This window comes from Microterricola gilva (assembly GCF_004217495.1).
In the GTDB taxonomy this organism is placed as follows: Bacteria; Actinomycetota; Actinomycetes; order Actinomycetales; family Microbacteriaceae; genus Microterricola; species Microterricola gilva.
The window spans coordinates 3,601,882-3,624,851 of the sequence record NZ_SHLC01000001.1; the positions used below are offsets into that span (position 1 = coordinate 3,601,882).

Below are 22,970 nucleotides of genomic sequence, written 5' to 3' on the forward strand. Positions count from 1 at the left end.
TGCTAGACGTTGTTGCGCCCGCTCAGCGAACGGATCAGCCACGCGATGATCGCGATCACCGCCAGGATGATCCCGACCCAGAGCAGGAAGTTCAGCGATTGGACCAGACCTCCCGTGATCGCGAGAATGACAGCGACAACGATGACGATGATCAGCAAGATGTTCATGGGGTGCCTCCGTGTTCGCAGTGCAGTAGGCATGCGCGGCTCACGACGTGGCCGCGCGCTGAGCCTCAACGGTGTCAGGCACCGGCCGGCGCGGCAAGGGGCTTGACAGGGGCGCGCGATAGCCGCGGCGCCCCTGTTGCTTTGACATCCGACGTGGCAGTGTGGACAGTGATGAGGAGGCGCCATGGCAGCCGAACACATTGCAATCGAACACTGGTGGCCGCAGCTGATCGCGGCAAGCAAACACCGGATCCAACGGGACCTGGACGCGCCATTGGCCGATGAGATCGTCCGTCAGATCGAGGCGATCGTCGGCCGCGACATCGACGGTGAAGGCTGGGTGTTGACCGAGTGGGAGAAGGACTTCATCCGGACGCAGGGCGAGCCGGTCGACTGACTCGAACGCCCAGCGCAGACCGAACGTTCTCGACCGACAACGGCCCCGAACGTCAGCGACAGCTCTGACGCGCCGATCAGTCGTCGAGCGTGTCGCGGAGCTTGGGTGCGAGCGCGATGTCGTGCGCTACCCGTGCTGCCTCGACGCTTGAGATGTCGAGACCGCTCTCGGCGAAGCGCGCGATCAGGGTCGCACTGATCATCGCCTCCGCCCGCCCGCTGAACTCTGTGCTCGTGCGAGCGATGATGTCGGCGACCTTCTGCGCCTCGGTCATCTGATGGTCCTCCGTGAGTGGCTGGTCGCGTTGTGCGGCCGTGCCGGCCCCGCTGGATTCAGGCATCGTCAACTCCTCGTGCAGTGTCGTCCCTGCCTGTCAACGCTAGGCGAGAGACGGTGCAGCCGAAAGGGGGTACGTCGAAGCCGCCGACCTCGGACGGGGAGCAGGCGAGAGTTTCGTAGCTTTCTTCACAGATCTGCCTGTGGATAAGAATGTGTGAACACGTGTGCAAACGCCGGAAACAGGGGCGCTCAGCATGTGCACTTGGCTGTGGATAACCACTTTGAACAGGCTGTGAATGGATGTCGCATCCTCACGGGGTTCGGGGGTGCTGCGCCGGTGCACGTGCGGGTGAGTGTCGAATGACATTTCGAAGCGGCATCCATCTTCGCGCTCACGCCGCAGTGACGATGCGTCATGGACGCTGCTGCAGTGCGTAGGTGGCAAGCACCGTGCGGCCGGCCGCGTGCGCGCGCGGCAGCATGTCGACGATCGCGATCTGACTGAGCGTGAGCTCCTCGCCGGCGTTCACCCTGGCGAGGCCTTTGATGGTGACATGCGGGCGAAAACCGTCCCCCGTGAATGCCGGTTCCTCCGGCGTGGTCGCGAACGGGCGCACCGCGTCGATGAGCGTCCGGTGCAGCTCCGTCAGCGCGGGGTGCTCGCGCACCAGCGTGACGGGGATGTCATGGCGGCGACCGAACAACTCGTCGTGGTCGGCCACGACGCGGAGTGCTCCATGCTCGGCACAGGCGGTGGCCACGGCATCCGCGATCGCGGCGGGTTCTGCACTACTGAGGAACGGCGGCAACACGGTGATGTGCAGAGGCCAGTCCCGCACCGCGAAGCTGTCGCCGACGCCCAGGGGGATGAGTGGCAAGACGATGACGAGGCGCGACATGCGCCGAGTCTAGGCCCGCTTCGCGCTCGTGCCCGTCCGCAGCATCCGATGGGTGAGCTGAAGACGCCAGCGGCCATGCGAGCAGCGTTGCCGAAGGAAGCCGAGTCGATCGGCCAGCACCAGTGATCGCACATTGCGCTCGTCGATGACCGCGGATGCCGTCGTCGCCCGCAGCTCGGTGAACGCGAACGCCAACAGGGCACCCGCCGCCTCGGCGGCGTAGCCGTGGCCGGAGTAGGCGCTGCCGAGCAGCCAGCCGGCCTCCACCTCGCGCTGCTCCTGCGCGACAACGCGGAGGTGCATCGAGACGTCGCCGATCAGTGTGCCGTCGCGTTCCACCGCCAGTGCGAGGAAGTCATCGCGCCGGGCGAGAACCGTGCTCACGGTGCGCCGGCGGAGATGCGTCAACGACTGCTCCCGCGTGCGCTCCGGCCAGGGCAGGAAGCGGAGCACCTCTGGGTCCGACTGGATCGCGTACCACGCGTCGGCATCGGCCATGGTGTGCGGGCGCAGCGTGAGCCGGCTCGTCCGAATCGTCGGAGCGAACACCGCCCGCTCCAGTGTGCGGTCGGCCGCCAGCTCAGCCCTGGCCGCGGCGTACCCGCCGGCTGCTCGCGCGGAGTCGATCGCGGTGCCGCGCGTGGACGCAGTCCGGGCTGCGGTGAGTGACATGCCGCACACGGTAACGCCCCGAGGTGTGGCGCGATCATGCGTTTATTTGAAGCTGCTATGAATCGGGCAGTCGCCCTTCGGGATGGGTATGGGCGTGCGGATAATGAACCGTGGACGAAGCTGACAGCTCTTCCCGCCCGACGACGGCCACGGCTCGTCGCCGCGCGGTTCTGGCGCGCCTGCCGCGCCTGTATCGGCCGGACGGCAGCGCGATCCGCGTGCTCCTCGTCGACGATGAACCAGGGCTCACCAGCCTCGTCAGCCTCGCCCTCAGCTACGAGGGCTGGATCGTCGACATCGCGCAGAACGGCAGCGAGGCGCTGGCGCATTACCGGGCAAGCACGCCGGATGTCGTTGTGCTCGACATCATGCTTCCAGACACCGACGGCCTCGAGGTGCTCCGCCGCATCCGTGAGATCGGCAACGGCACACCGACGCTGTTCCTCACGGCCAGGGACTCCATCGACGACCGCATCGTCGGCCTCACGGCCGGCGGCGACGACTACATGACGAAGCCGTTCAGCCTGGAGGAGTTGGTCGCCCGCCTGCGCGGCCTGCTGCGCCGCGCATCGGAGACGATCTCCGACGACGACTCCCTGCTGGTCGTCGGCGGCCTCACCCTCGATGAGCGCAGTTACGAGGTCAAGCGCGACGGAGCGGCGATTGTGCTCACCACGACGGAGTTCGAGCTGCTCCGCTACTTCATGCGCAACCCGCGGCGCGCCCTCACCCGCGCACAGATCCTGGACAACGTCTGGAACTACGACTTCGCGGGCCGCGCCAGCATCGTCGACCTCTACGTGTCGTACCTGCGCAAGAAGCTCGACTCCGGGCGCCCCGCCATGCTGCACACCGTCCGCGGTGTCGGCTACCTGTTACGGCCGGGCGAATGAGCGGGCGCGGGCGCGGCGCGGGATGGTCGCTTCGGGCGCAGCTCGTCGCGGGCACAGCCGCCATCCTCGGCGTCGCGCTGCTGGCCGTGATCATCGTCGGTGGGATGTCCCTGAACTCCACGGTCACGGCCGTCGTCGACGGGCAACTCACGGCATCGTTCTCGGCCTTCGAGCACTCCGTCGACAAGTACCGGAGCAAGAGCCCCAGGAATCCTGAACTGGTGACTGCGCAGGCGCAGGCCAAGGGCTTCGTCAAGCCGCTCACCGAGTTCTCCGGGCAGGCAACCGGCACCGTGATCGCGATCGTGCAGAACGGCGACGTCATCGACGCCGCGAAATTCTCAGATGGCGACAGCGCAACGCTGTCCGGCGCCGCAGAGCAGGCGGTGGCGGATGTCGCGGCGGAGGGTGCTGGAACAAGCGAGCGCGACCTCGGCGAGCTCGGCCGCTATCGGATCGATGTGCAGCCGAAGGAGGAGGGCGAGTACCTCGTCACGGCGATACCGCTCACCATCACCGACGCGGCCGAGGCGCGACAGACGAGCGTGAACCTGGTCGTCGCGCTGCTCGCGCTCGCCGTCGCCGTCATCAGCGCGGCCATCCTGGCCAAGCTCCTGTTCCGATCGATGGAGCGCGTTGTCGATGTCGCGGAGACGGTGATCCAGACGCCGCTCGACTCCGGCGACAGCGGCATCGCGGTGCGCGTGGACAGCGCGGACGCCGACCCCCGCACCGACATCGGCAAGCTCGGCGAGGCGATGAACCGGCTGCTCGAACACGTGGATTCCGCGCTGGCCGCGCGCTCAGCGGCCGACCGGCGCATGCGACAGTTCGTGACCGACGCCAGCCACGAGCTCCGCACGCCACTCGCCGTCATCCAGGGCTACGCCGAACTCACCCGGCAGGAGAGCGAGGTGTTGCCGGAGACCACGGAGTACGCGCTGGCGCGCATCGAGTCAGAGGCGAAGCGGATGGGCTCGCTCGTGAGCGAGCTGTTGCTGCTCGCCCGCCTCGACGAGGGGCACGATCTGCAGCTCGAGGAGATCGACCTCGCCGAGCTGGTCGACACGGCCGTCGCCGACGCGCGGGCGAGCAACCCGGACCACGACTGGCGGAGCGAGGTGCCCGACGAGCCCGTCCTGGTGCGCGGCGACCGCGAACGGTTGCACCAACTCGTCGTCAACCTGCTCTCGAACGCCGCGCTGCACACGCCGCGGGGAACGACGGTCGCGGCGCGGATCAGCGCCGACGGCGCGCGCGGCGACCGTGTGACGCTGACCGTCTCCGACACCGGCCCCGGCATCGACGACGCCCTGGTGCCCGTGCTGTTCGAGCGCTTCGTGCGCGCCGACGCGGCCAGGAACCGTGAGTCCGGGGGAACCGGGTTGGGCCTGGCGATCGCGCATGCCATCGTCGAGGCGCACGGGGGGACGATCTCCGTGACGTCGAGCAGGGCCGGCGCGGTGTTCTCGGTGCTCCTGCCCGGCACGCCTTTGCCGAGCTAGACGGCGACGGCGCACCAGGCGGGTGCCGGCGACTCGACTACTTGCCTGCGGAGTTCTTCCCGGCGGAGACGCCGATGGCGAAGGCCAGCACCGCGGCGACCGCAACGACGACGCCAGGGCGGTCACGCAGCTGCCTGCGGAGGAAACCGGCCGGGTCGTCGAACACCTCGTTGCCGCGCGCGTCCGCGAAGGTCTTCTTCACCTGCTTGACGGCATCGCCCGTCGCACTCGAGACGGCGTCGGCGACCTTCTCCGCCTTGTCCGAAGCGTCATCGACGACGTCCGAGATCTTGTCGGACGCCTTGTCGGCGAAATCTTTGGCCTTGTCGGAGGCCGTGTCGGCGAGGTGTGCGGCCTTGTCGGTGAACTCATCGCTTGGCGAACTCATGGTTGCTCCTTGTGCGCTCCCCGCCCGCGCCGGGCGGCGGGGCATCTCATTACGCTAACCCCGTTCGCCGGATAACGGGAGGGCTTGCGCTCGAAGCGCACAGACGGAAACGGGCGGCTTGAGTCAGCCGCGCGGAACGAGATCCAGCTCGTGAAACGACTCAACCTCCGGAACCCAGCGCGTCTGCACGAAGGCGACGTGTGCGGGGTGGGCGTTGTACGCCGCGACGGGTTAAGTCGACGCTACCCCGTCACCGTGTCTGCGAGTCGTGCCCCCGCCGCGCGCAACCAGCGTTCCGGCTCGGCCAGCGCGGCCGCAGACGAGCCGGCCAGTTCGCTCAGCGAGACGGCGGCGGCGAAGTCGGTGCTCTGCACCTCGATCGCGCCGGCCACGAGCATGGCGCTGGCGCCGGATCCCGCGGCGAGCCCCGCGACGTGGGCGGGCACCTTGCCTGCCGCGGACTGGCTGTCGAAGCGCCCCTCGCCGGTGATCACCACGGCGGCCGTGGCGACGGCATCCGCGAGTCCCATCGCTGCGCCGATTGCCGCGGCCCCGGGCGTGAGCCGGGCTCCCCAGTGCAGCAGGCCGAAGCCGGTGCCTCCTGCGGCCCCGGCGCCGGGGGTGTCTGCCTCTCCCGGCAGCAGGCGCGCGAGGCGGCGCAGGCCGGACTCGATGCCGTCCACCTGGTCGGGGTTCGCGCCCTTCTGCGGGCCGAACACCGCCGCGGCGCCGCTCGGGCCGAGCAGCGGATTGCCCACATCGGAGAGGATCTGCGCTCCGCCGTCCGGCACCGAGCGCATGCCGTCAAGGCGCACGCGCGCGAGCTGGCCCAGGCCGCGGTTGCCGAGCCGGATGGGGCGACCGGCGGCATCGAGGAACTGCGCGCCGAGTGCGGCAAGCGCCCCGACCCCGCCGTCGCTCGACGCGCTGCCGCCGATGGCCAGCAGCAGGCGGTGCACGCCGTGGTCGAGCGCGGCGGCGATGGCCTGCCCGAAGCCGAGCGTGTGCGCGTCGAGCGGCAGCAGCGGGTCGAGCAGGGTGATGCCGCTCGTGTTGGCGAGCTCGACCACAGCCGTTTCGCCCTCCCCGGCCGCGCCGGGCAGCAGAAGCCACGAGGCGTCGACCGACCGGTTGTCCGGGCCCTGAACGGTGATGGGCATGCGGACGCTGCCGGCGACCGCCGTCTCGAAGGCGTCGAGCGTGCCCTCCCCGCCGTCGGCCATCGGAAACAGCAGCAGCTCGTCGTCCGGGCGTACAGAGCGCCATCCGTCCGCGAGGGCGCGTGCCGCGTCGCGCGCGCTCGCCGTTCCCTTGAAGGAGTCGGGCGCGAAGACGACACGCAACGGTGCACCGTGCTGGGCTGCGCTCGCCGGTGTCGCGCTCACGACTGAGGCGGTGTGAGCGGTCGCACCGTGAGCATCTGATGCGCATGCCCGATCGGCCCGCTGAGATCGTGCAGCACCGAGCTGGTGATGCCCTGCCCGCTCGGGCCGAACACGACCGTCGTGTCGAGGCCGACCCAGCGGCCCGCGGGCTGGCGGTGCAGGTGGATCGTCAGGTCGACGTTCGGGTACATCCACTCGGAGGGCGGCTGCCTGGTGGCGATGCCATTGGCGAGGTCGACGAGGGTGACGTAGCCGGCGAGCGGGCTCACCGCTTCGCCGGCGACCAGCTCGACGTCCGTGGTGATCCAGGCCGTCGTTCGGCCGGTCTGCGGGGTGCCGACCGGCCGGATGTCGACGGAGTCGACGACCCCGCCCGCCGGCCAGACCGAGCTCAGCGGCCAGCTGTCGAGGTTGTCCGGGGCGGGCAGCGGGGCGTCGCCGCCGCCGGCGACGGCGCTCGTGTCCAGCGTGGCGAGCAGCCAGGCGCGGGCACGGATGACGGGGCGCCCGCCGATCGAGAGCGTCGCCTCGAGCAGCTCGATGGTGCGGCCGGGGCGGAGCACGGCGACGGCGACCTCGCAGACGTCATTGGCGAGCCGGCCGAGAATATCGAAGCTGATCCGGGACAGAGCCAGGCCGGCATCCGCGTGACCCGCGCGATGCCGGTCGATGGCGTGCACGATCAGGCCGCCGAGTGGGCTGAAATGCAGCTCGTCCGGATCCCAGGCGCCGCCGCTGTGCGCCGTCGGCCGATAGCGGTGCTCGTCGATCCGCTCGAAAAAGCTGCCGGACTCCGACTCGATCGTGCCCACGTGGTTCTCCCGCCATGCATTGTGGGAAAGTGCGCCGGCACCGCTGCCGGCTCCCCTGAGCAGCATAGTTCGGGGCGGATCGCCCTACTCGTAGATGTGCTCGAGGACCCAGCCGTCTCCCGCCCGGCGGACGTCGAAAACACGATTGACACCGTTCAGATCCGCCGCCTGGAAGCGCCAGCCGACTCGCAGCACGGGAGCGTGGGTGATCATCGGCGGCAGCGGGTCCACCTCGCGCAGGAGCTCGGTCGGGCGATCGGTGACCCGCCACCGCTGCCCGCGCCAGACCATGCGAGCTGGCACGCCGGCTTCGAGCCAGAGCGTCACGGTGTCGGCGGCGGTGAGCATGATCGGGCCTCTCTCCACGATGTGAAATTCGAACGAATGTTCGACGGTTAACGAGCATACGCCGCCGGGGCGGAGAGTCAAGACCATCGCGCGGCGTCGCGATCAGTCGCGCCTAGCGTCGCGCGTTGCCCCCGTTGCGGAGCGCCAGGAACTGGTGCACGAAGGCGATGGCCATCCCGCCCTCGCCGACACCGGCCGCCACGCGCTTGACCGAACCCGATCGCACGTCTCCGGCCGCGAAGATGCCCGGCTCCGTGGTTTCGAGCGCGAACGGGTCGCGGTCCTGCTGCCAGCCACCGGCCTCCCTGGCTTGGGTCCCTGTGAGCACGTAGCCGTTCGCGTCCCGCGCGAGCGTCGTAGGCAGCCATGCCGTCACGGCATCGGCGCCGATCATCACGAAGAGCACACCGGCCGGGTGGTGCGTCACCGTGCCGGTCTCCTTGTCGAGGACCTCGATGGACTCGAGGTGCTCCCCGCCGTGCACGGCGACGACCTCGGAGCGCGGCACGACGGTGATGCCGGGGTTCGAGGCGATCTGCTCGATGAGGTACTGCGACATGCTCGCCCCGAGCGATTCTCCCCGCACGACCATGGTCACCGAGCGAGAGTGGCGCGAGAAGAAGACGGCAGCCTGGCCGGCCGAGTTCCCCGCTCCGATGATGAAGACGTCAGCGCCATGGGCGAGACCGGAGTCGCTGCGTGCGGCTCCGTAGTAGACGCCGTTGCCGACGAAGCGGTCGATCGCTTCGACCCGGAGCTGACGCCACTCCACTCCGGAGGCCAGGATCACCGCGGAGGCGGCGAGTGCGGTTCCGCCGTCGAGGGTGAGCGTGCCGGCATCCGCATCGATCGCCTCGACGGCCCGCGTCACGACGATCTCCGCGCCGAGGCGGCGCGCCTGGCGCAGCGCCTTGCCGGCCAGTTCATCGCCGGAGACGCCGAAGGGGAAGCCGGTGTAGTTCTCGATGCGTGTCGACGTGCCCGCCTGGCCGCCTGGGGCGAATCGTTCGACGACGAGCGTGCGCAGGCCTTCGGCCGCGCCGTTGACCGCCGCGGTCAGGCCGGTAGGCCCGCCGCCGATGATCACGAGGTCGTAGTCGCCCCGCTCTGGCTCCAGCTGCAGCCCGCCTGCGCCGGCGACCTCGCGAACGCTCGGCGCGATGAGGCGGGTGCCGTCGGCGAGCTCGACAACGGGCAGCTGATCGCCGAGTGGAACAGGGGGAGCGGCCTGCGCGGAGCCGCCGGTGTCGACGGCCGCGAAGGGGATGCGGTTGCGGTGCAGGAAGGTGCAGATCTCGTGCATCTGCTGGTCCTGTTGGCGACCGAACACGGTCATGTCCGGGCGTCGGGTCTCGGCGGCGAGTTCTTTGAGACCCTCGACATTCCGCATGGCCGCGGCTCCGACGCTTGCAGCCACCTGCGGGGCCATCGCGGCGAGGGCGAAGAAGGTCTCCACGTCCAGCCGGAGGATCCGCGAGGCCACGAGGGCGCCGAAGCTGGCCGGCAGCTTCGTGCTCAGCATCATCGGCACCTCGCCGTAGAGCTGGCCCGGATGCCGTTTGGCGATCCTCCGCTCGACCCCGTTGATCTCCTTCGTCAGCTCGAGCAGCCCGCTGACGACAACGAAGAGGGCGCGTTCGTCGCCCTCGTGGGCGGCGAACTCTCCCGGGAGCAGGCGGATGTCCTCGACCGCGTCTGCCACGAAGCGGAGCTCGGTGGCGCCGAGATCGGAGAACAACGGGATGGCGACCAGCTCATCGGCTGCGATCATTGGGATCTCCTCGTCGCTGAGTGACATCGTGTTGCGCAGGCCAGCGTAGCGCCGCGGGCGCGTGACGGCCATGGGCTCGGAGCGGACACAGGGCCCGTGCCGAGTGGCCGACGATCGTTACTCCGCCGCCGGGCTGACGCTGAGGGTGGTGGCGCTCAGCTGGTGGGGGAGTCGACGGCATCCGCCGCCCAGCTGCGCAGCAGATCGAGGGCATCGGCCGAGGGCGTACCGGGCTCGGCGAGGTAGGTGACGAGGCGCAGGCCGTGCGCCGACGGCACCTCGAGCGTCTCGTAGCCGACGGTGATGTCGCCGACGACGGGGTGGTGTATGCGTTTGCTGCCCGCGGTGTGCGTGCGCACCGTGTGCCCGCCCCACCAGGTGCGGAACTCGGGGCTGCGGGTGGCGAGTTCGCCGACCAGGGTCATGAGCGCCCTGTCGCTGGGGTCGTGGCCGGCGAGCAGTCGCAGGCTCGACACGGTTCCGCGCGCGCTGTCCTCCCAGTCGGGGTAGAAGCTGCGCGACCGCTCGTCGAGGAAGAGGTAGCGGGCGTGGTTGAGCGGCGCGGCGTCCGCGGGAAAGAGATCCGGGAACAGTGCGCGGCCGAGCGCATTCGACGCGACGGGGGTGGAGACCCTGTTCATGGCGATCGCGGGCACATCGCGCATCGTGTCGAGCAGCTGCGCGAGGCGCGGCGACACCTTCGGCTCCGGCTTGGCCCTGAGCTCACGCCGTGGCCCGGTTGCGGCCCTGGACAGGTCGAAGAGGTGCGCGCTCTCCGCCTCGGTCAGCTGCAGCGCCCGCACCAGGGCGAACAGCACGCTGTCGGAGACGCCGCCGAGATCGCCGCGTTCCATCCGCGTGTAGTAGGCGGTGCTGACCCCGGCGAGCTGGGCGACTTCCTCGCGGCGGAGCCCAGGCACGCGGCGTTCCCCGCCGAAAGAGGTCAGCCCGGCCTGCTCGGGGCTGAGGCGAGCCCGCAGTGCAGTGAGGAACTGCCGGGTGTCGCTGCGGGTGTCCATATGGCGACGTTAGCCGAGCGGGTGCCGGCCGTGGGAGTCACTGGCGTTCGCCCCCACGTGGCGCGGCGGCATCCGCTTGGGGGTGAATGCCAGTGACTCTCAGCTGCACGTGCTCTCCGCCTAGCGTGGAGACATGACCCAGACGAACGCGACCCAGACGACTTTCACGCTGAACAATGCAGTCACGATTCCCGCCATCGGCCTCGGGGTGTTCCAGGCCTCTCCCGACGAGACCGCCGGCGCGGTTCAGGAGGCGCTTCGCGTCGGCTACCGCCACATCGACACGGCCGCCGCCTACGGCAACGAAGCCGCAGTCGGGGCGGGCCTGCGTGCCTCGGGCGTCCCTCGCGACGAGGTGTTCATCGAGACGAAGGTCTGGATCAGTGACTACGGCTACGACACCACCCTGCACGCCTTCGAGAAGAGTGCGGCGAAGCTCGGTGTCGATTCCATCGACCTGCTCCTGTTGCACCAGCCGCTGCCGAGCGAGTTCACGCTCACGCTCGATGCCTACCGGGCGCTCGAGACGCTGCTCGCCGACGGAGCGGTGCGCGCGATCGGCGTCAGCAACTTCATGCCGGATCACCTCGAGCGGCTGCTCGCCGAGACGAGCATCGTCCCCGCGGTCAATCAGATCGAGGTGCACCCCTACTTCCAGCAGCGGGAACTCCAGGCGCTGCACGCCCGGCACGGAATTCTCACCCAGGCCTGGTCGCCCATCGGCGGCATCACCTCGTACCGCGGCGGCGAGAAGAGCACCTTCGACGACGCGACGCTGCTCGCCATCGCCGGGGAGCACGATAAGACCGTGGCGCAGGTGATGCTGCGCTGGCACCTGCAGCAGGGCCGCTCCGCGATTCCGAAGTCGGTCAGGGCCGCCCGCATCGCCGAGAACATCGATGTCTTCGACTTCGAGCTCACGCCGCAGCAGCTGGCCGCCATTGATGCCCTCGACACCGGTACGCGCGGCGGGCCAGACCCCGACAGCATCACCCTGGCCGCGTACGGCAGGCCCGTTCCCGAAGCCTGAGCGTCGTCGGCGCCCGCCCGCTCGGAAGCACGCCTCGACCGAGCGAGTGGGTGCGTGCGCCTCAGCGCACGGACTTGATGAATTGGTTGACGATGGCGCCGATGATCCCGACGATCGCACCGCCGATGAACAGGGCGGGGTAGTTGTTGAGTCCTCCGCCGATCGCGAGGAAGAGCGGGGCGGTCACGGGGACCAGGGTCTGCGGGAGCACGTTGGCGAGGTGCAGCACGCCCATGTCCTTGCCGACATCCGAACGCGACGGGAGCACCTCAGCGATGAGCGCCTGGTCCACAGCGAGATAGACACCCAGAGCCAGCCCGGCGATGCCGGCGGCGATCGCGAAGACCGCGAAGCTCGGCGCGACGGCCGCGAGGATGTGCGCAAGCGCGAGGATGATCGCCGAGACGAGAACGAACACCTTTCGGCGCGCGAGGCGGTCAGAGAGGAAGCCGACCGTGATGCTCATCACCGTCGTCGTGACCGCGGTGATGATGCTCAGCTGCAGGATCGCCGGCCCGACCGTGGCCTCGGTGAACCCGAAGCGGTCCATCAGGAAGTACAGCTGGTAGCTGGAGAGCGTCATGTTGCCGAACATCACGAGGAAGCGCGAGACCCACGCGAGCGCGAAATCGGGTGCCTTGCGCGGGCTCGTCCAGAACGCCTTGATGAACAGGAGCAGGCTGAACGGCGCGACGTCCTCCTTGGCCTGCGTGCGATCGCGCAGCACGAGAAGGAAGATCACGATGGTGATCGCGAAGACGATGCCGGGGATCAGGATGGCCATGGTCACGTCGGGGAGGAAGGCCTGGGCGAGGGCTGCTCCGCCGACGGCGGCGAAGGTGTGGGTGAGTCCGAGCAGGCCGGACACCCGGCCGAGTTGCTTCTGCGGGACCTGGTCTGGCACGACAGGGTTGAGGCCGGAGAGCAGGATGTTGAACGTCAGCTGCGTGAGTGCCCAGGCGACGACAATGGTGGGAATGGAATCGGCGAAGGCGAGGAAGACGAGGCTGAGCAACCCGGTGAGCATGCCGCCCAGGATCCAGGGCTTGCGCATGCCCCAGCGGCTGGTCGTTCGGTCGCTGAGCGCGCCGAAGATGTTCTGAGCGACGAGTGCGACGAAGGCTCCGACGCCGAGCACCAGTGAGAGGCTGACGGCCTTGTTCTCCGGGTCGATCTGGTTGATCTTGAGGGCCAGCGTGATCGACGTGGCCGGCATCAGAGCGAGCCAGGTGCCGAACATGGCGAAGAAGATCGATGTCTGGAATCCGCGCGATACCGGCTTCAGTGGGCGACCGAGTGCGTCGGTGTCGGTCGATACGGCGCTGTCGCGGAGGGATTCGGCGGTGGGGGAGGCAGTTGGTTCCACGGCTTTGTGGCCTTTCTCGGTGAGGGTGTCGCAAGTATACATACCTACCGAGTGTTCGGGAGATATAGATCCGGAGAGGCGGACTACGATCAGAGCGTGAGTATCGAAGAGAACAAACGAGTTGACGGTCAGGTGCGGGCAACACGGACGCCTCGTGCCAAGCGGAGAGAGCAGATCGTCGAGACCGCCGTCGAGGTGTTCGGGCGCCAGGGCTACCGGCAGGGCTCGCTGAAGGATGTCGCGGACGCGGTCGGGCTGACGGCGCAGGGCCTGCTGCATCACTTCCCGACCAAGGAGGCCCTCCTGATGGCCACTCTGGACCATCGGGGGATGGCGCATCTCGACGCGATGAATCGCGCGAAGCCCGGCGCTGGCTTCACCGCGGTCGGTCGGTACATCCTTCAGGAGAATCTCGAGCACCCCGGATTCATGCGGCTCTACATCACCCTGTCCGCCGAGGCGACCGACCCGGAGCATCCGGCGCACGAGTACTTCGTTGCCCGATACGAGCGCAGTCGGGAGCTCTTCATGGATGCCTTCCGGGATGGCGTCCAGGCCGGCGAGATCGACTCGTCGATTGACGCCGACCTCGCGGCGAGTCAGCTGGTCGCGATGATGGACGGGCTCCAGTTGCAGAAGCTTCTCCGGCCGGAACTCGACGTGTTGAAGACTTACGACGATGCGGTTCACCGCCTCCTCGGAGTGCGCGTGGGGAGCTGAATCCGCTCGGGGTGAATGCCACGATCCGTCTGCTATAACTAATGAACACTCGGTAGTTATAGCGAAAGGCGCAGGACGTGGGAACAGGAACATCGCCGAACATTCTCTGGATCGTCAGTGAGGACTGCCCACCGTGGCTCGGCGCCTACGGCGACGCCCTCGCCGCGACGCCGAACCTCGATGCCCTTGCGGAACGGGGCACGCTGTTCGAGCGCGCATACAGCGCGGCACCCGTGTGCTCGCCCGCTCGATTCGGGATGCTGACCGGTGTCGCGCCGGAGAGCCACTCGCCGGCCGACCGGATGCGTTCCGCGGCCGAGCGCCCGAGCTGGATGCGCACCTATCCGGAGCTCCTGCGGGAGCACGGGTACTACTGCACGAACAACGCGAAGACGGACTACAACCTCGACGTCGACGCCCACTCGTTGTGGGATGACAGCTCCACCGCCGCGCACTGGCGCAACCGCCCAGACGGCAGCCCGTTCCTGGCGGTGTTCAACTTCGATGCCACCCACGAATCCGCGCTCTTCGGTGCAGAGTCGGCGCTCTCGCAGGCGATCTCCCAGTTCGCCCCGCAGATGGTCTCGACGTTTGAGCCGGCGGTTCCCCTCGACGAGGTGCGCCTCCCGGCCTATCTGCCGGACACCGAGGAGATCCGGGCCGACTTCGCCCGTTACTACGCGGCCATCGTGCAGATGGACGCCTTTGTCGGCAGGCTGATCGACGAGCTCCGCGACGACGGGCTCGAAGGCGACACCGTCATCCTCTACACCTCCGACCACGGCGGAGTCACGCCGCGGAGCAAGCGCTACTGCTACGAGGAGGGGCTCCACGTGCCGCTCATCGTCGCGGCGCCGCCTCGCTTCGCGGGGGAGTTCCCGCCGGGAGCGCGCACAGGGTCGCCGGTGACGACGCTCTCCATCGTGCCGACGGTCTACGCCCTGGCCGACATCGACTGCCCTGCACACGTTCAGCAGCCGCCGCTCGGCGACTTCGTGGCGGACGACGAGAGCTATGCCTTCGGTGGCCGCAACCGCATGGACGAGCGGTTCGACCTCGTGCGCACCGTGCGCAGCAAGCGCTACCGCTACCTGCGCAACTACACGCCGCACCGCCCCGTCATCCAGCACCAGGCCTTCGCGTGGAACGCGGCCGGGTATCAATCCTGGGAGCGCGAGCACGACGCGGGGAGGCTCAACCCCGCGCAGGGGCAGTGGTGGCAGCCGAAGCCGGCCGTCGAGCTCTACGACCTCGATGCGGATCCGGACGAGGTCAACAATCTCGCCGGCCGGGTCGAGCTTGCGGATGTCGAGGCCGAGCTGCGCCGGCGGCTGCGGGAGCGCACGCTCGAGGTCAATGACAACGGCTTCCTCGCCGATGACTCGGCGCAGCTCGGCTACGACAACAGCCGCGTGCCGGGTGCCTACCCGCTCGCCGAGGTCCTGGACCTCGCGGATGCCGGACTCGAACGCGACGTCAGGCACACCGCGCGCTTCGTCGCGGCGCTCGAGAGCCCGGACCCGACCATCCGGCGCTGGGGTGCGATCGGGCTGCTGGGCCTGGCCCCCGCCATCGCCGGCGCCGAGGACGCTCTGCGCCGGGCCGCGGAGGACGCCGTCGCGTCCGTGAGCATCCCCGCCGCCGAGGCGCTGGCGCGCACCGGCAACGACCCGGCCGCCTACGAGGTCATCGCCCGATGGGCCGGCGACGGCGAGGACGTCGGAGTGCGGCTCGAGGCCGTCAACGCCCTCAGCTATCTGGACCCGGAACTCGTCCGGCACCACCGCGAGGTCGTCGACGCCGCCGCGGAGCACCCGTCCGAGTACCTGAGGAGCGCGGGGCGCTACCTCGCGCTCACGCTCGACGGCAGCTACACGCCGAGCTCGCCGGTCTACTCGCTCGGCGGAGACATCCTGGCGCTCATGCGCACCGCTCAGATCGCCGGCTGACCATTGCCCATCCCACCCACTCGCTCTCACAAAGGATTCACGATGCCACTGACCTCCCCGTTCCTGACCGAGCTGCTCCAGCGCCTGACGCTGGAACAGAAGGTGCGGCTGCTCACCGGAGCCTCCACCTGGTCACTGCACGACGAACCGGCCATCGGCCTCAGGGCGATCGTCGTCTCTGACGGTCCGACGGGGGTGCGGGGTTCGTCATTCGACGACCGCGATCCGTCGGCGAGTCTGCCGTCGGCGACATCCGTTGCAGCTAGCTGGGATCGTGACCTCGTGCGCCGGCTGGGCCGCCTGATCGCCTCGGAAGCGCGCAGCAAGGGCGTCGATGTCGTGCTCGGGCCGACGGTCAACCTGCACCGCTCGCCACGCGGCGGTCGCCACTTCGAGGCCTTCAGCGAGGACCCGTTCCTCACCGGCGAAATGGGTGCAGCCTACGTCGCCAGCGTGCAGGCGCACGGCGTCGCGACCACGCCCAAGCACTACGTCGCGAACGACAGCGAGACCGAGCGCATGACCGTCGACGTGCGTGCAGCAGAGCGCACACTCCGCGAGCTCTACCTTGCCCCGTTCGAGCGAATGGTGGACGAGGGGACTTGGTTGGTGATGTCGGCGTACAACTCCGTGGATGGCGTCACGATGACCGAGAACGAGCTGCTTCGCGAGCCGCTCAAGACGGAGTGGGGCTTTGACGGCGTCGTCATCTCCGACTGGACGGCGGTGCGCGACACCGTGCCGTCGGCCAACTCGGGGCAGGACCTCGCCATGCCAGGACCTGACGGCGCGTGGGGCCAGGCGTTGGTCGACGCGGTCAAGGATGGCCGTGTCTCCGAGGCGGCCGTCGACGACAAGGTGCTGCGCCTCCTCCTGCTCGCCTCCCGGGTCGGAGCGCTCGAAGACGGTCCGGCCGAGGTTGCTGTCGAACCCTGGGTCGATGCGGATGTCGTCGCCCTGCTCCGTGAGGCCGCGGCCGACGGAATGGTCCTCGCCCGCAACGACGGCACCCTGCCCTGTGCGCCGCGGGCGGGGCTGACGATCGCTGCGATCGGCCAACATGCCGTTCGACCGCGCAACCAGGGCGGCGGCTCGGCCACGGTCTTCCCCTCCCACGTCGTATCGCCCCTCGACGGCCTGCGGGCCGCCTACGGTGATGACGCCGTCCGGTTCGCCGCCGGGCTGCCCCCGCAGGACGAGCTGCGACCGTTCCCGCGCACGGCGTTGTTTGAGGAGCGGAGCGGAGACGGCGGCGTCCACGTCCGCTTCCTCGATGCCGACGGTGCGGAGTTCGCCACCGAGGACTTTCCCAGTGGCCGCCTCACCTGGATCAACGACAGCAACGTCGGGACGGCAGCGACCGTTGAGATCAGCGCCCGATTCGTGGCCGCACGCGACGGCGAGCATGAGCTCGGATTCGCCGGCCTCGGCCTGTTCCGATTCGACCTGGACGGCGCGACTGTCTTCTCCGGTCCCGTGCTCCCCGAGGCGGAAGACTTCGTCGCGGCGCTGCTGAACCCGCCGCATCGGGTGTTCACGCTCGAGCTGCGGGAAGGCCAGTCGGTCGAGCTGCTGCTCAGCTACACCCCCCAGTTCGACGTCGGCATGTCGTTCGCGCACATCCTGCTCGGAGAGAAGGACCTCTTCGGCGACCCCCAGGAGGAGCTCGAACGCGCCGTCGAGCTTGCCGCCACGAGCGACGTCGCGGTGGTCGTGGTCGGCACGACGGAGGCACTGGAATCCGAGGGCTTCGACCGCCCGAGCCTCGCTCTGCCCGCGGGGCAGGACGAACTCGTGCGCCGGGTGAGTGCGGTGAACAAGCGCACCGTCGTCGTCGTGAACTCCGGTGCCCCGGTGGCGATGCCCTGGATCGACGAGGTGGCCGCCGTCATCCTCGCCTGGTTCCCCGGGCAGGAGTTCGGCAGCGCGCTGGCCGACGTGCTCTCCGGCGAGCGGGAACCGGGTGGCCGGATGCCGACGAGCTGGGCGGCGCGCGACGAGGACGTTCCCGTTTGGAACGTCGAACCCGTTGACGGTCAACTGGCCTACGCGGAGGGTGTGAACGTCGGCTACCGCGCGTGGCTGCGGCAGCAGCGCCAGGGCGGGGCCGCGCCGGCGCTGCCGTTCGGGTCCGGGCTCGGCTACACCAGCTGGGAGCTCGGCGCACTCGAGGTGGTCGGCGCCGGGGAAGCCGTCGTGGCCGAGATCGACGTCACGAACACCGGTGCGCGCGCCGGAAAGCACATCGTCCAGGCCTACCTGTCCGGGCCTGGCGGCTCGGCGATCGACCGACCGATCGCCTGGCTCGCCGGCTTTGCCGTCGTTCGCGCGGATGCCGGTGAAACCGTGACCGCACGCATCCCCATTCCGGTGCGAGCGTTCCAGCACTGGGACGCGGACCGGCGGCAGTGGGCGAGCGAGGGTGGCACCTTCACCCTGCGGCTTGCGAGCTCGGTCGTCGACCCCGGGCGGTCAACCGGCGTCGAGATGAACGCGTCCTGACTCGACTTGGCTGAAAAGGCCGGGGCAGCCCTCCGTACTGGCGGGCGGGGCTGCCTCGGCCGGCGCGGGCGGTTGCGTCGGTACAGTCAGCGCTGTACTGTCGCACCATGCAGTCCACCAGCACTCGCCTCGACGCCATGAACCGGCTGGGCCGCGCCATGGCCGACCCGACGCGCTCGCGCATCCTCCTGGCCCTGCTCGACGGGCCGGGCTATCCGGCCGCGCTGGCCGACGCTCTGGCCCTCACCCGGCAGAACGTGTCGAACCACCTGACGTGCCTGCGCGACTGCGGGATCGTGACGGCCGAGCCCGAGGGGCGCCAGACGCGCTACGAGATCTCGGATCCACACATCACGCGCTCCCTCGGCGCGCTCGTCGACGTCGTTCTCGCCGTCGACGAATCGGCCCCGTGCCAGGACGCGGGCTGCCCGATTCCGGGGTGCTGCGAGGCGTCCGGATGACGGCGTCGAACCGCGCAACGCCCGCGCCGGAGCGCACGGCGCTGCTGCGCCGCCGCATCCGCTGGATCGTCGGCATCACCATCGGGTACAACCTCGTCGAAGCCGGCGTCTCGATCCTCGCGGGCGCCGCGGCATCCTCGGTCGCGCTCATCGGCTTCGGACTGGACTCGCTGGTCGAAGTGCTCTCGGCCGCCGCCGTCGCCTGGCAGTTCTCCCGGGCGGACCCGGAGAAGTACGAGAAGGGCACGCTGCGCGTCATCGCGTTCGCCTTCTTCGCGCTCGCCGCCTATGTCAGCGTCAGCGCCGTGCTCACGCTGTCCGGGGCGGTGGAGCCGCAGCACAGCCCGCTCGGCATCGTGATCACGGCGATCAGCGTCGTCGTCATGCCCGTTCTCTCCTGGATCGAGCGGAGAACCGGCCGCGAGCTCGGCTCCGCGACGGCGGTCGCCGACTCCAAGCAGACGCTGCTCTGCACCTACCTCTCGGCCGCCGTGCTGCTCGGGCTGCTCCTCAACTCCACGCTCGGGTGGGGGTGGGCCGACCCGATTGCCGCGCTGGTGATCGCCGGATTCGCCGTGCGCGAAGGCATCGAGGCGTGGAGGGGTGACACCTGCGCGACCCCGGTCGGGATGCTCCTGGAGGAGGACGCCGGCCACGAGGCACCCTAGCGAGCGCTCGCAATACGCAGAAGAGGTGGCGCGAGCCGTGCTTCCCGCCTGCGCGGAGAGCACGATTCACGCCACCTCTGGGGTGCCGGGCGACTGGCCCCTGGCTTAGAAGTGCGTGCCGCCGTCGATCCGCACCTCGGTGCCGGTGACGAAGGCGCCGTCGTCGCTTGCGAGCATCGCAACGACGCCGGCGACCGCCTCGGGGCCGGCGAAGCCCTGCTTGATGGCGGGGGCGAGCTTCATGAACAGGCTGAAGTCGGCGTCATCCGGCAGGCCGGGACCCTGGCTCTGCTTGCTCTCGCCGCTGCCGTCGGTCATGCCGGAGGAGATCGAGCCGGGCTGCACGGAGTTGAAGCGGATGCCCTGCTTGGCGTACTCGGATGCCAGGGCGTGCGTCATCGACTGCACGCCACCCTTGCTGGCCGCGTAGGCCGCCATGTACGGGTGGGCGAAGGTGGCAGACGTCGAGCTGAAGTTCACGACCGCCGCTCCGTTGCCCTCGAGCAGGGCGGGGATCGACTCGCGGATCATGAGGAAGGTGCCGACGAGGTTCACGGTGATCACCTGCTGGAACTGATCGAGCGTGGTCGCGTGCGTGTGCGACGAGCGCAGGATGCCAGCGGCGTTCACGAGCACGTCGAGCCCGCCGAGCGCCTCGACGGCCGTGGCGACAGCGCTGCGCACGGATGCCTCGTCGGCGATGTTCACCACGACGGTCGTGAGGCGGTCGGCGGCGTCGCCGGCCTTGGCCACGGTGTCGGCGAGACCGGCCTCGCTGACGTCGGCGGCGACGACGGTGCCGCCCTCGGCGAGCATGCGGAGGACGGTGGCCTGGCCGATGCCCGAGCCTCCGCCGGTGACGATGGCGCGGCGTCCGGTGTAACGGTTCATGTCGTGCAACCTTTCAATCAGGATGGGATCGATATACACGTTACGCCGAAGTGGCATGACGTGCCAGTATCGCAGGATATGCACAGCTGTCACGGGGGCGTACGCTCCTCATATGGAATCCAGAGCGCCGAGCCTCACCGAACGCCGCAAGGCGGCGACCCAGCTCGAGATCGCGCGCACCGCCGCGCGCCTCTTCGCCGACCGCGGCGCCGCTGCCGTGACCGCCGAGGAGATCGCCAAGCAGGCCGGTGTCGCCGTGCGCACCTTCTACCGCTACTTCAGCACCAAGGAGGACGCCGTCGCCCCGCTGCTCACGGTCGGAGCCGGTGACTGGCGCGCACTCCTGGCGGCGGCGGAGCCCCAGGAGGAACTGCTCGACGCGCTCGAGCGCACGATCGTGGAAGTACTGACGCCGCGGAGCGACGCCGACCTCGAGAGCCTCCGCTGGACGCTCGGTTTGCTCCGCGCCTCGGCTGACGACCCCGCACTGCAGTACGTGTGGTTCCGGGTCAACGGTGAATCCGAGGCGCAGCTGCGTGACATCGTTGCGACCCTCGCCGGGCCGGATGCCGAGCCCTTTGCCGTGCGCCTGGTTGCATCGGCAGCCACGGATGCCCTCCGTGTCGCACTCGAGGCGTGCGCCGCAGCCGAGGATCCGATGTCCGACCCCGGGGCGCCGGCCGCGCTCGCTTCACGTGCGCTGCGCGAGCTCACCAGTGGGGTGGAGCTGTACCCGGTGGGCGACTGAACCGATTCAGGGGCTGGCCCGAAGAGGGGCTCCGTCGAAGGGCCCGCCCGGCGGCATGACGAAACCGCCCGCACCCAGAGAGGGCAGCGGGCGGTATCCGTCGTGCGGTCGACGTCAGGGCGTCAGCTGATCTTGCGTCGGTAGATCCGGATCGCGAAGGCGTAGGCGACGACGAGGATGCCGACGAGCCAGGCGAGGGCGATCCAGATCTCGCTGCCGACCGGCTGGCCGGCGAACAGGGCCCTGATCGTGTTCACGATCGACGTCACGGGCTGGTTCTCGGCGAACCAGGCGACCGGTGCCGGCATCGTGTCGGTTGGCACAAACGCCGAGCTGATGAACGGCAGGAAGATCAGCGGGTAGCTGAACGCGCTCGCGCCGTCGACCGTCTTCGCCGAGAGTCCGGCGATCACGGCCAGCCAGGTCAGGGCGAGGGTGAACAGGATCAGGATGCCGGCGACCGCGAGCCAGACCCAGACGGAGGCGCCGGTGCGGAAGCCCATGAGCACCGCGACACCGATGACGATCGCAACCGAGACCAGATTGGAGACGAGGGAGGTGAGCACGTGCGCCCAGAGCACGCTCGAGCGCGCGACCGGCATCGACTGGAAGCGCTCGAAGATGCCGCCCTGCATGTCGAGGAACAGCCGGTACGCGGTGTACGCGATGCCGGAGGCGATCGTGATGAGCAGGATGCCTGGAAGCATGTAGTCGATGTACGACTCGTCGGATCCGGTGTTGATGGCCCCGCCCAGCACGTAGGTGAACAACAGCATCAGCGCGATCGGGGTGACCGCCGTGGTGATGATGGTGTCTGGACTGCGGAGGATGTGAGTCAGCGACCGGCCGGTGAGGACCCGGGTGTCGCTGAGGACGTTGGTGGTCATCGTGGATCCCTTCCTGCTCGGACGCCGCCGGCGGCGGTGTCGCTGTCGGTGTTCTCGGCGTCATCGCCCGTCTCACCCGTGTCCCCGACGAGCGCGAGGAAGACGTCCTCGAGGGAGGGCTGCTTCTCGACGTACTCGACGGTGGCGGGCGGGAGGAGCTGCTTGAGCTCGCTGAGCGTGCCGTTCTGGATGATCGTGCCCTTGTGCAGGATCGCGATCCGGTCGGCGAGCTGCTCGGCCTCGTCGAGGTACTGCGTGGTGAGCAGCACCGTCGTGCCGCCGTTCGCGAGCTGCCGCACCGTCTGCCACACCTCGATGCGGGCCTGCGGGTCGAGCCCCGTCGTCGGCTCATCGAGGAAGATGACCGGCGGGTTGCCGATCAGGCTCATCGCGATGTCGAGCCGCCGACGCATGCCGCCGGAGTACGTGGCCGCCTTACGTCCGCCCGCCTCGGTGAGCGAGAAGCGTTCCAGCAGCTCATCGGCGATCGCACCCGGGTTCTTCAGGTGGCGCAGCTTGGCGATCAGCGCGAGGTTCTCCCGGCCAGAGAGCACCTCGTCCACCGCGGCGAACTGGCCGGTCAGGCTGATCGACTCCCGCACGTCGCCTGGCTTGGCCGCGACGTCGAAGCCGTGCACCGATGCGGTGCCGGCATCCGCCTTGAGCAGCGTCGACAGGATCCGCACCACGGTGGTCTTGCCCGCGCCGTTGGAGCCGAGCAGCGCGAAAATGCTGCCCCTCTCCACGTCGAAGTCGACGCCCCGGAGCACGTGCAGGTCCTTGAAGGACTTCTGGATGCCGCGCACCCGGATGGCCGGTTCGAGGGTCTGTTCGTTCGTCATCGGGAATCACCGCCTTCCTCTTCCTCGGCGCGATCGATCGCGCTCGCGAGACGCTGGCGTTCCTTGCGGATCCAGCTGCCGCCGCCGTAGTTGTCCATGAACATGTCGGCGAACTCAACGGGGTCAGCTCCGACGACGTCGCGGAGAGGGGTCCCGGCCGCAACGCTCTGCTCGAGCAAGTCGGCGAGGTCGTTCAGCATGGCGATCAGGCTCTTCCCGTCGTCGCTCGGGCCAAGGTTCAACAAGTAGCGTTCGAGCGCCCCTGCCGCGCGGCGATATCCGTCAGGGAGCCGCTTCACGCGCTCCTTGTACTCCCTGTACCGCTTCTTGTCGCGGAGATCTCCTGCGACCTTCTCAATCCAGCCGGCCAT

The 22,970-nt window shown here is 69.1% G+C and carries 25 protein-coding genes; 10 read left to right on the forward strand and 15 right to left on the reverse strand.

Going from position 1 to position 22,970, the window contains the following annotated elements; translation table 11 throughout:
* Nucleotides 1-2: 2 nt before the first annotated feature.
* The gene (locus EV379_RS17275) at nt 3-167 is read right to left on the reverse strand and encodes a hypothetical protein (protein ID WP_165397396.1); all 165 of its coding nucleotides are present in this window, start codon (nt 165-167) and stop codon (nt 3-5) included.
* A 184-nt stretch (nt 168-351) separates the two neighbouring features.
* Between EV379_RS17275 and EV379_RS16775 the strand changes: the two genes are divergently transcribed.
* Nucleotides 352-564: a hypothetical protein gene (locus EV379_RS16775; protein ID WP_130507135.1), complete on the forward strand. Its 213-nt coding sequence runs from the start codon at nt 352-354 to the stop codon at nt 562-564.
* A 76-nt stretch (nt 565-640) separates the two neighbouring features.
* Here EV379_RS16775 and EV379_RS16780 read toward each other — a convergent pair whose 3' ends face one another.
* The 3 genes from EV379_RS16780 to EV379_RS16790 form a co-directional block, all read right to left on the reverse strand.
* Nucleotides 641-904: a hypothetical protein gene (locus EV379_RS16780; RefSeq protein ID WP_130507136.1), complete on the reverse strand. Its 264-nt coding sequence runs from the start codon at nt 902-904 to the stop codon at nt 641-643.
* A gap of 352 nt (nt 905-1,256) precedes the next feature.
* The gene (locus tag EV379_RS16785) at nt 1,257-1,742 is read right to left on the reverse strand and encodes a 2'-5' RNA ligase family protein (RefSeq protein WP_130507137.1); all 486 of its coding nucleotides are present in this window, start codon (nt 1,740-1,742) and stop codon (nt 1,257-1,259) included.
* Nucleotides 1,743-1,751: 9 nt separating this feature from the next.
* Entirely contained in the window at nt 1,752-2,414 is a 663-nt protein-coding gene (locus EV379_RS16790; protein WP_130507138.1) for a GNAT family N-acetyltransferase, read from the reverse strand.
* Nucleotides 2,415-2,584: 170 nt separating this feature from the next.
* Here EV379_RS16790 and EV379_RS16795 point away from each other — a divergent pair, with 170 nt between their 5' ends.
* Nucleotides 2,585-3,307 carry a response regulator transcription factor gene (locus EV379_RS16795; protein ID WP_278044055.1) on the forward strand — a complete coding sequence of 241 codons (723 nt, stop codon included), beginning with the start codon at nt 2,585-2,587 and terminating at the stop codon, nt 3,305-3,307.
* Entirely contained in the window at nt 3,304-4,812 is a 1,509-nt protein-coding gene (locus EV379_RS16800) for a sensor histidine kinase (RefSeq protein ID WP_130507140.1), read from the forward strand. Before EV379_RS16795 ends, EV379_RS16800 begins: the two co-directional genes overlap by 4 nt.
* Nucleotides 4,813-4,849: 37 nt before the next feature.
* Here EV379_RS16800 and EV379_RS16805 read toward each other — a convergent pair whose 3' ends face one another.
* The 6 genes from EV379_RS16805 to EV379_RS16835 all read right to left on the reverse strand — a co-directional run bounded on the left by EV379_RS16805 (nt 4,850) and on the right by EV379_RS16835 (nt 10,535).
* Nucleotides 4,850-5,200, reverse strand: a complete 351-nt coding sequence (locus EV379_RS16805) for a YtxH domain-containing protein (protein WP_130507141.1) — start codon at nt 5,198-5,200, stop codon at nt 4,850-4,852.
* A gap of 242 nt (nt 5,201-5,442) precedes the next feature.
* On the reverse strand, nt 5,443-6,585 hold the full coding sequence (locus tag EV379_RS16815) for a glycerate kinase (protein ID WP_242616431.1): 1,143 nt from the start codon (nt 6,583-6,585) through the stop codon (nt 5,443-5,445).
* Nucleotides 6,582-7,397, reverse strand: a complete 816-nt coding sequence (locus tag EV379_RS16820) for a thioesterase family protein (protein WP_242616432.1) — start codon at nt 7,395-7,397, stop codon at nt 6,582-6,584. Before EV379_RS16820 ends, EV379_RS16815 begins: the two co-directional genes overlap by 4 nt.
* Before the next feature lie 84 nt (nt 7,398-7,481).
* Complete coding sequence (locus EV379_RS16825; RefSeq protein WP_130507143.1) at nt 7,482-7,745, reverse strand: hypothetical protein; 264 nt, start codon at nt 7,743-7,745, stop codon at nt 7,482-7,484.
* 112 nt (nt 7,746-7,857) lie between these two features.
* Nucleotides 7,858-9,516 (reverse strand): FAD-dependent oxidoreductase, encoded by a 1,659-nt coding sequence (locus EV379_RS16830; RefSeq protein WP_130507144.1) that lies wholly within the window; start codon nt 9,514-9,516, stop codon nt 7,858-7,860.
* A 155-nt stretch (nt 9,517-9,671) separates the two neighbouring features.
* Nucleotides 9,672-10,535, reverse strand: a complete 864-nt coding sequence (locus EV379_RS16835) for a helix-turn-helix transcriptional regulator (RefSeq protein WP_130507145.1) — start codon at nt 10,533-10,535, stop codon at nt 9,672-9,674.
* A 133-nt stretch (nt 10,536-10,668) separates the two neighbouring features.
* Here EV379_RS16835 and EV379_RS16840 point away from each other — a divergent pair, with 133 nt between their 5' ends.
* The gene (locus EV379_RS16840) at nt 10,669-11,565 is read left to right on the forward strand and encodes an aldo/keto reductase (protein WP_130507146.1); all 897 of its coding nucleotides are present in this window, start codon (nt 10,669-10,671) and stop codon (nt 11,563-11,565) included.
* 61 nt (nt 11,566-11,626) lie between these two features.
* Here EV379_RS16840 and EV379_RS16845 read toward each other — a convergent pair whose 3' ends face one another.
* Nucleotides 11,627-12,931, reverse strand: coding sequence for an MFS transporter (locus EV379_RS16845; RefSeq protein WP_165397397.1), 1,305 nt, complete (start codon nt 12,929-12,931; stop codon nt 11,627-11,629).
* Between the two features lie 96 nt (nt 12,932-13,027).
* On the opposite strand from EV379_RS16845, the gene EV379_RS16850 reads away from it, so the two are divergent.
* From EV379_RS16850 to EV379_RS16870, 5 genes are all read left to right on the forward strand, one after another.
* Entirely contained in the window at nt 13,028-13,651 is a 624-nt protein-coding gene (locus tag EV379_RS16850; protein ID WP_165397398.1) for a TetR/AcrR family transcriptional regulator, read from the forward strand.
* Nucleotides 13,652-13,728: 77 nt separating this feature from the next.
* Nucleotides 13,729-15,600 (forward strand): sulfatase family protein, encoded by a 1,872-nt coding sequence (locus EV379_RS16855; RefSeq protein ID WP_130507148.1) that lies wholly within the window; start codon nt 13,729-13,731, stop codon nt 15,598-15,600.
* Nucleotides 15,601-15,642: 42 nt separating this feature from the next.
* Nucleotides 15,643-18,102, forward strand: coding sequence for a beta-glucosidase family protein (locus EV379_RS16860; RefSeq protein ID WP_130507149.1), 2,460 nt, complete (start codon nt 15,643-15,645; stop codon nt 18,100-18,102).
* Nucleotides 18,103-18,209: 107 nt separating this feature from the next.
* On the forward strand, nt 18,210-18,563 hold the full coding sequence (gene cmtR, locus EV379_RS16865; RefSeq protein WP_130507150.1) for a Cd(II)/Pb(II)-sensing metalloregulatory transcriptional regulator CmtR: 354 nt from the start codon (nt 18,210-18,212) through the stop codon (nt 18,561-18,563).
* Nucleotides 18,560-19,231: a cation efflux transmembrane domain-containing protein gene (locus tag EV379_RS16870; RefSeq protein ID WP_130507151.1), complete on the forward strand. Its 672-nt coding sequence runs from the start codon at nt 18,560-18,562 to the stop codon at nt 19,229-19,231. Before cmtR ends, EV379_RS16870 begins: the two co-directional genes overlap by 4 nt.
* A gap of 105 nt (nt 19,232-19,336) precedes the next feature.
* On the opposite strand, the gene EV379_RS16875 is transcribed toward EV379_RS16870, so the two are convergent.
* Nucleotides 19,337-20,122, reverse strand: coding sequence for an SDR family NAD(P)-dependent oxidoreductase (locus EV379_RS16875; RefSeq protein ID WP_130507152.1), 786 nt, complete (start codon nt 20,120-20,122; stop codon nt 19,337-19,339).
* A gap of 112 nt (nt 20,123-20,234) precedes the next feature.
* On the opposite strand from EV379_RS16875, the gene EV379_RS16880 reads away from it, so the two are divergent.
* Nucleotides 20,235-20,870 carry a TetR family transcriptional regulator gene (locus EV379_RS16880; protein ID WP_130507153.1) on the forward strand — a complete coding sequence of 212 codons (636 nt, stop codon included), beginning with the start codon at nt 20,235-20,237 and terminating at the stop codon, nt 20,868-20,870.
* A 122-nt stretch (nt 20,871-20,992) separates the two neighbouring features.
* Here the strand turns inward: EV379_RS16880 and EV379_RS16885 are convergent, their stop codons facing one another.
* Genes EV379_RS16885 through EV379_RS16895 form a run of 3 tightly spaced genes read right to left on the reverse strand, consistent with a single transcriptional unit; the run spans nt 20,993 to nt 22,970 of the window.
* The gene (locus EV379_RS16885) at nt 20,993-21,757 is read right to left on the reverse strand and encodes an ABC transporter permease (protein WP_130507154.1); all 765 of its coding nucleotides are present in this window, start codon (nt 21,755-21,757) and stop codon (nt 20,993-20,995) included.
* Nucleotides 21,754-22,599 carry an ABC transporter ATP-binding protein gene (locus tag EV379_RS16890; RefSeq protein WP_130507155.1) on the reverse strand — a complete coding sequence of 282 codons (846 nt, stop codon included), beginning with the start codon at nt 22,597-22,599 and terminating at the stop codon, nt 21,754-21,756. The genes EV379_RS16885 and EV379_RS16890 overlap by 4 nt, the downstream gene beginning before the upstream one ends.
* Nucleotides 22,596-22,970 carry a DUF1048 domain-containing protein gene (locus EV379_RS16895; RefSeq protein WP_130507156.1) on the reverse strand — a complete coding sequence of 125 codons (375 nt, stop codon included), beginning with the start codon at nt 22,968-22,970 and terminating at the stop codon, nt 22,596-22,598. Before EV379_RS16895 ends, EV379_RS16890 begins: the two co-directional genes overlap by 4 nt.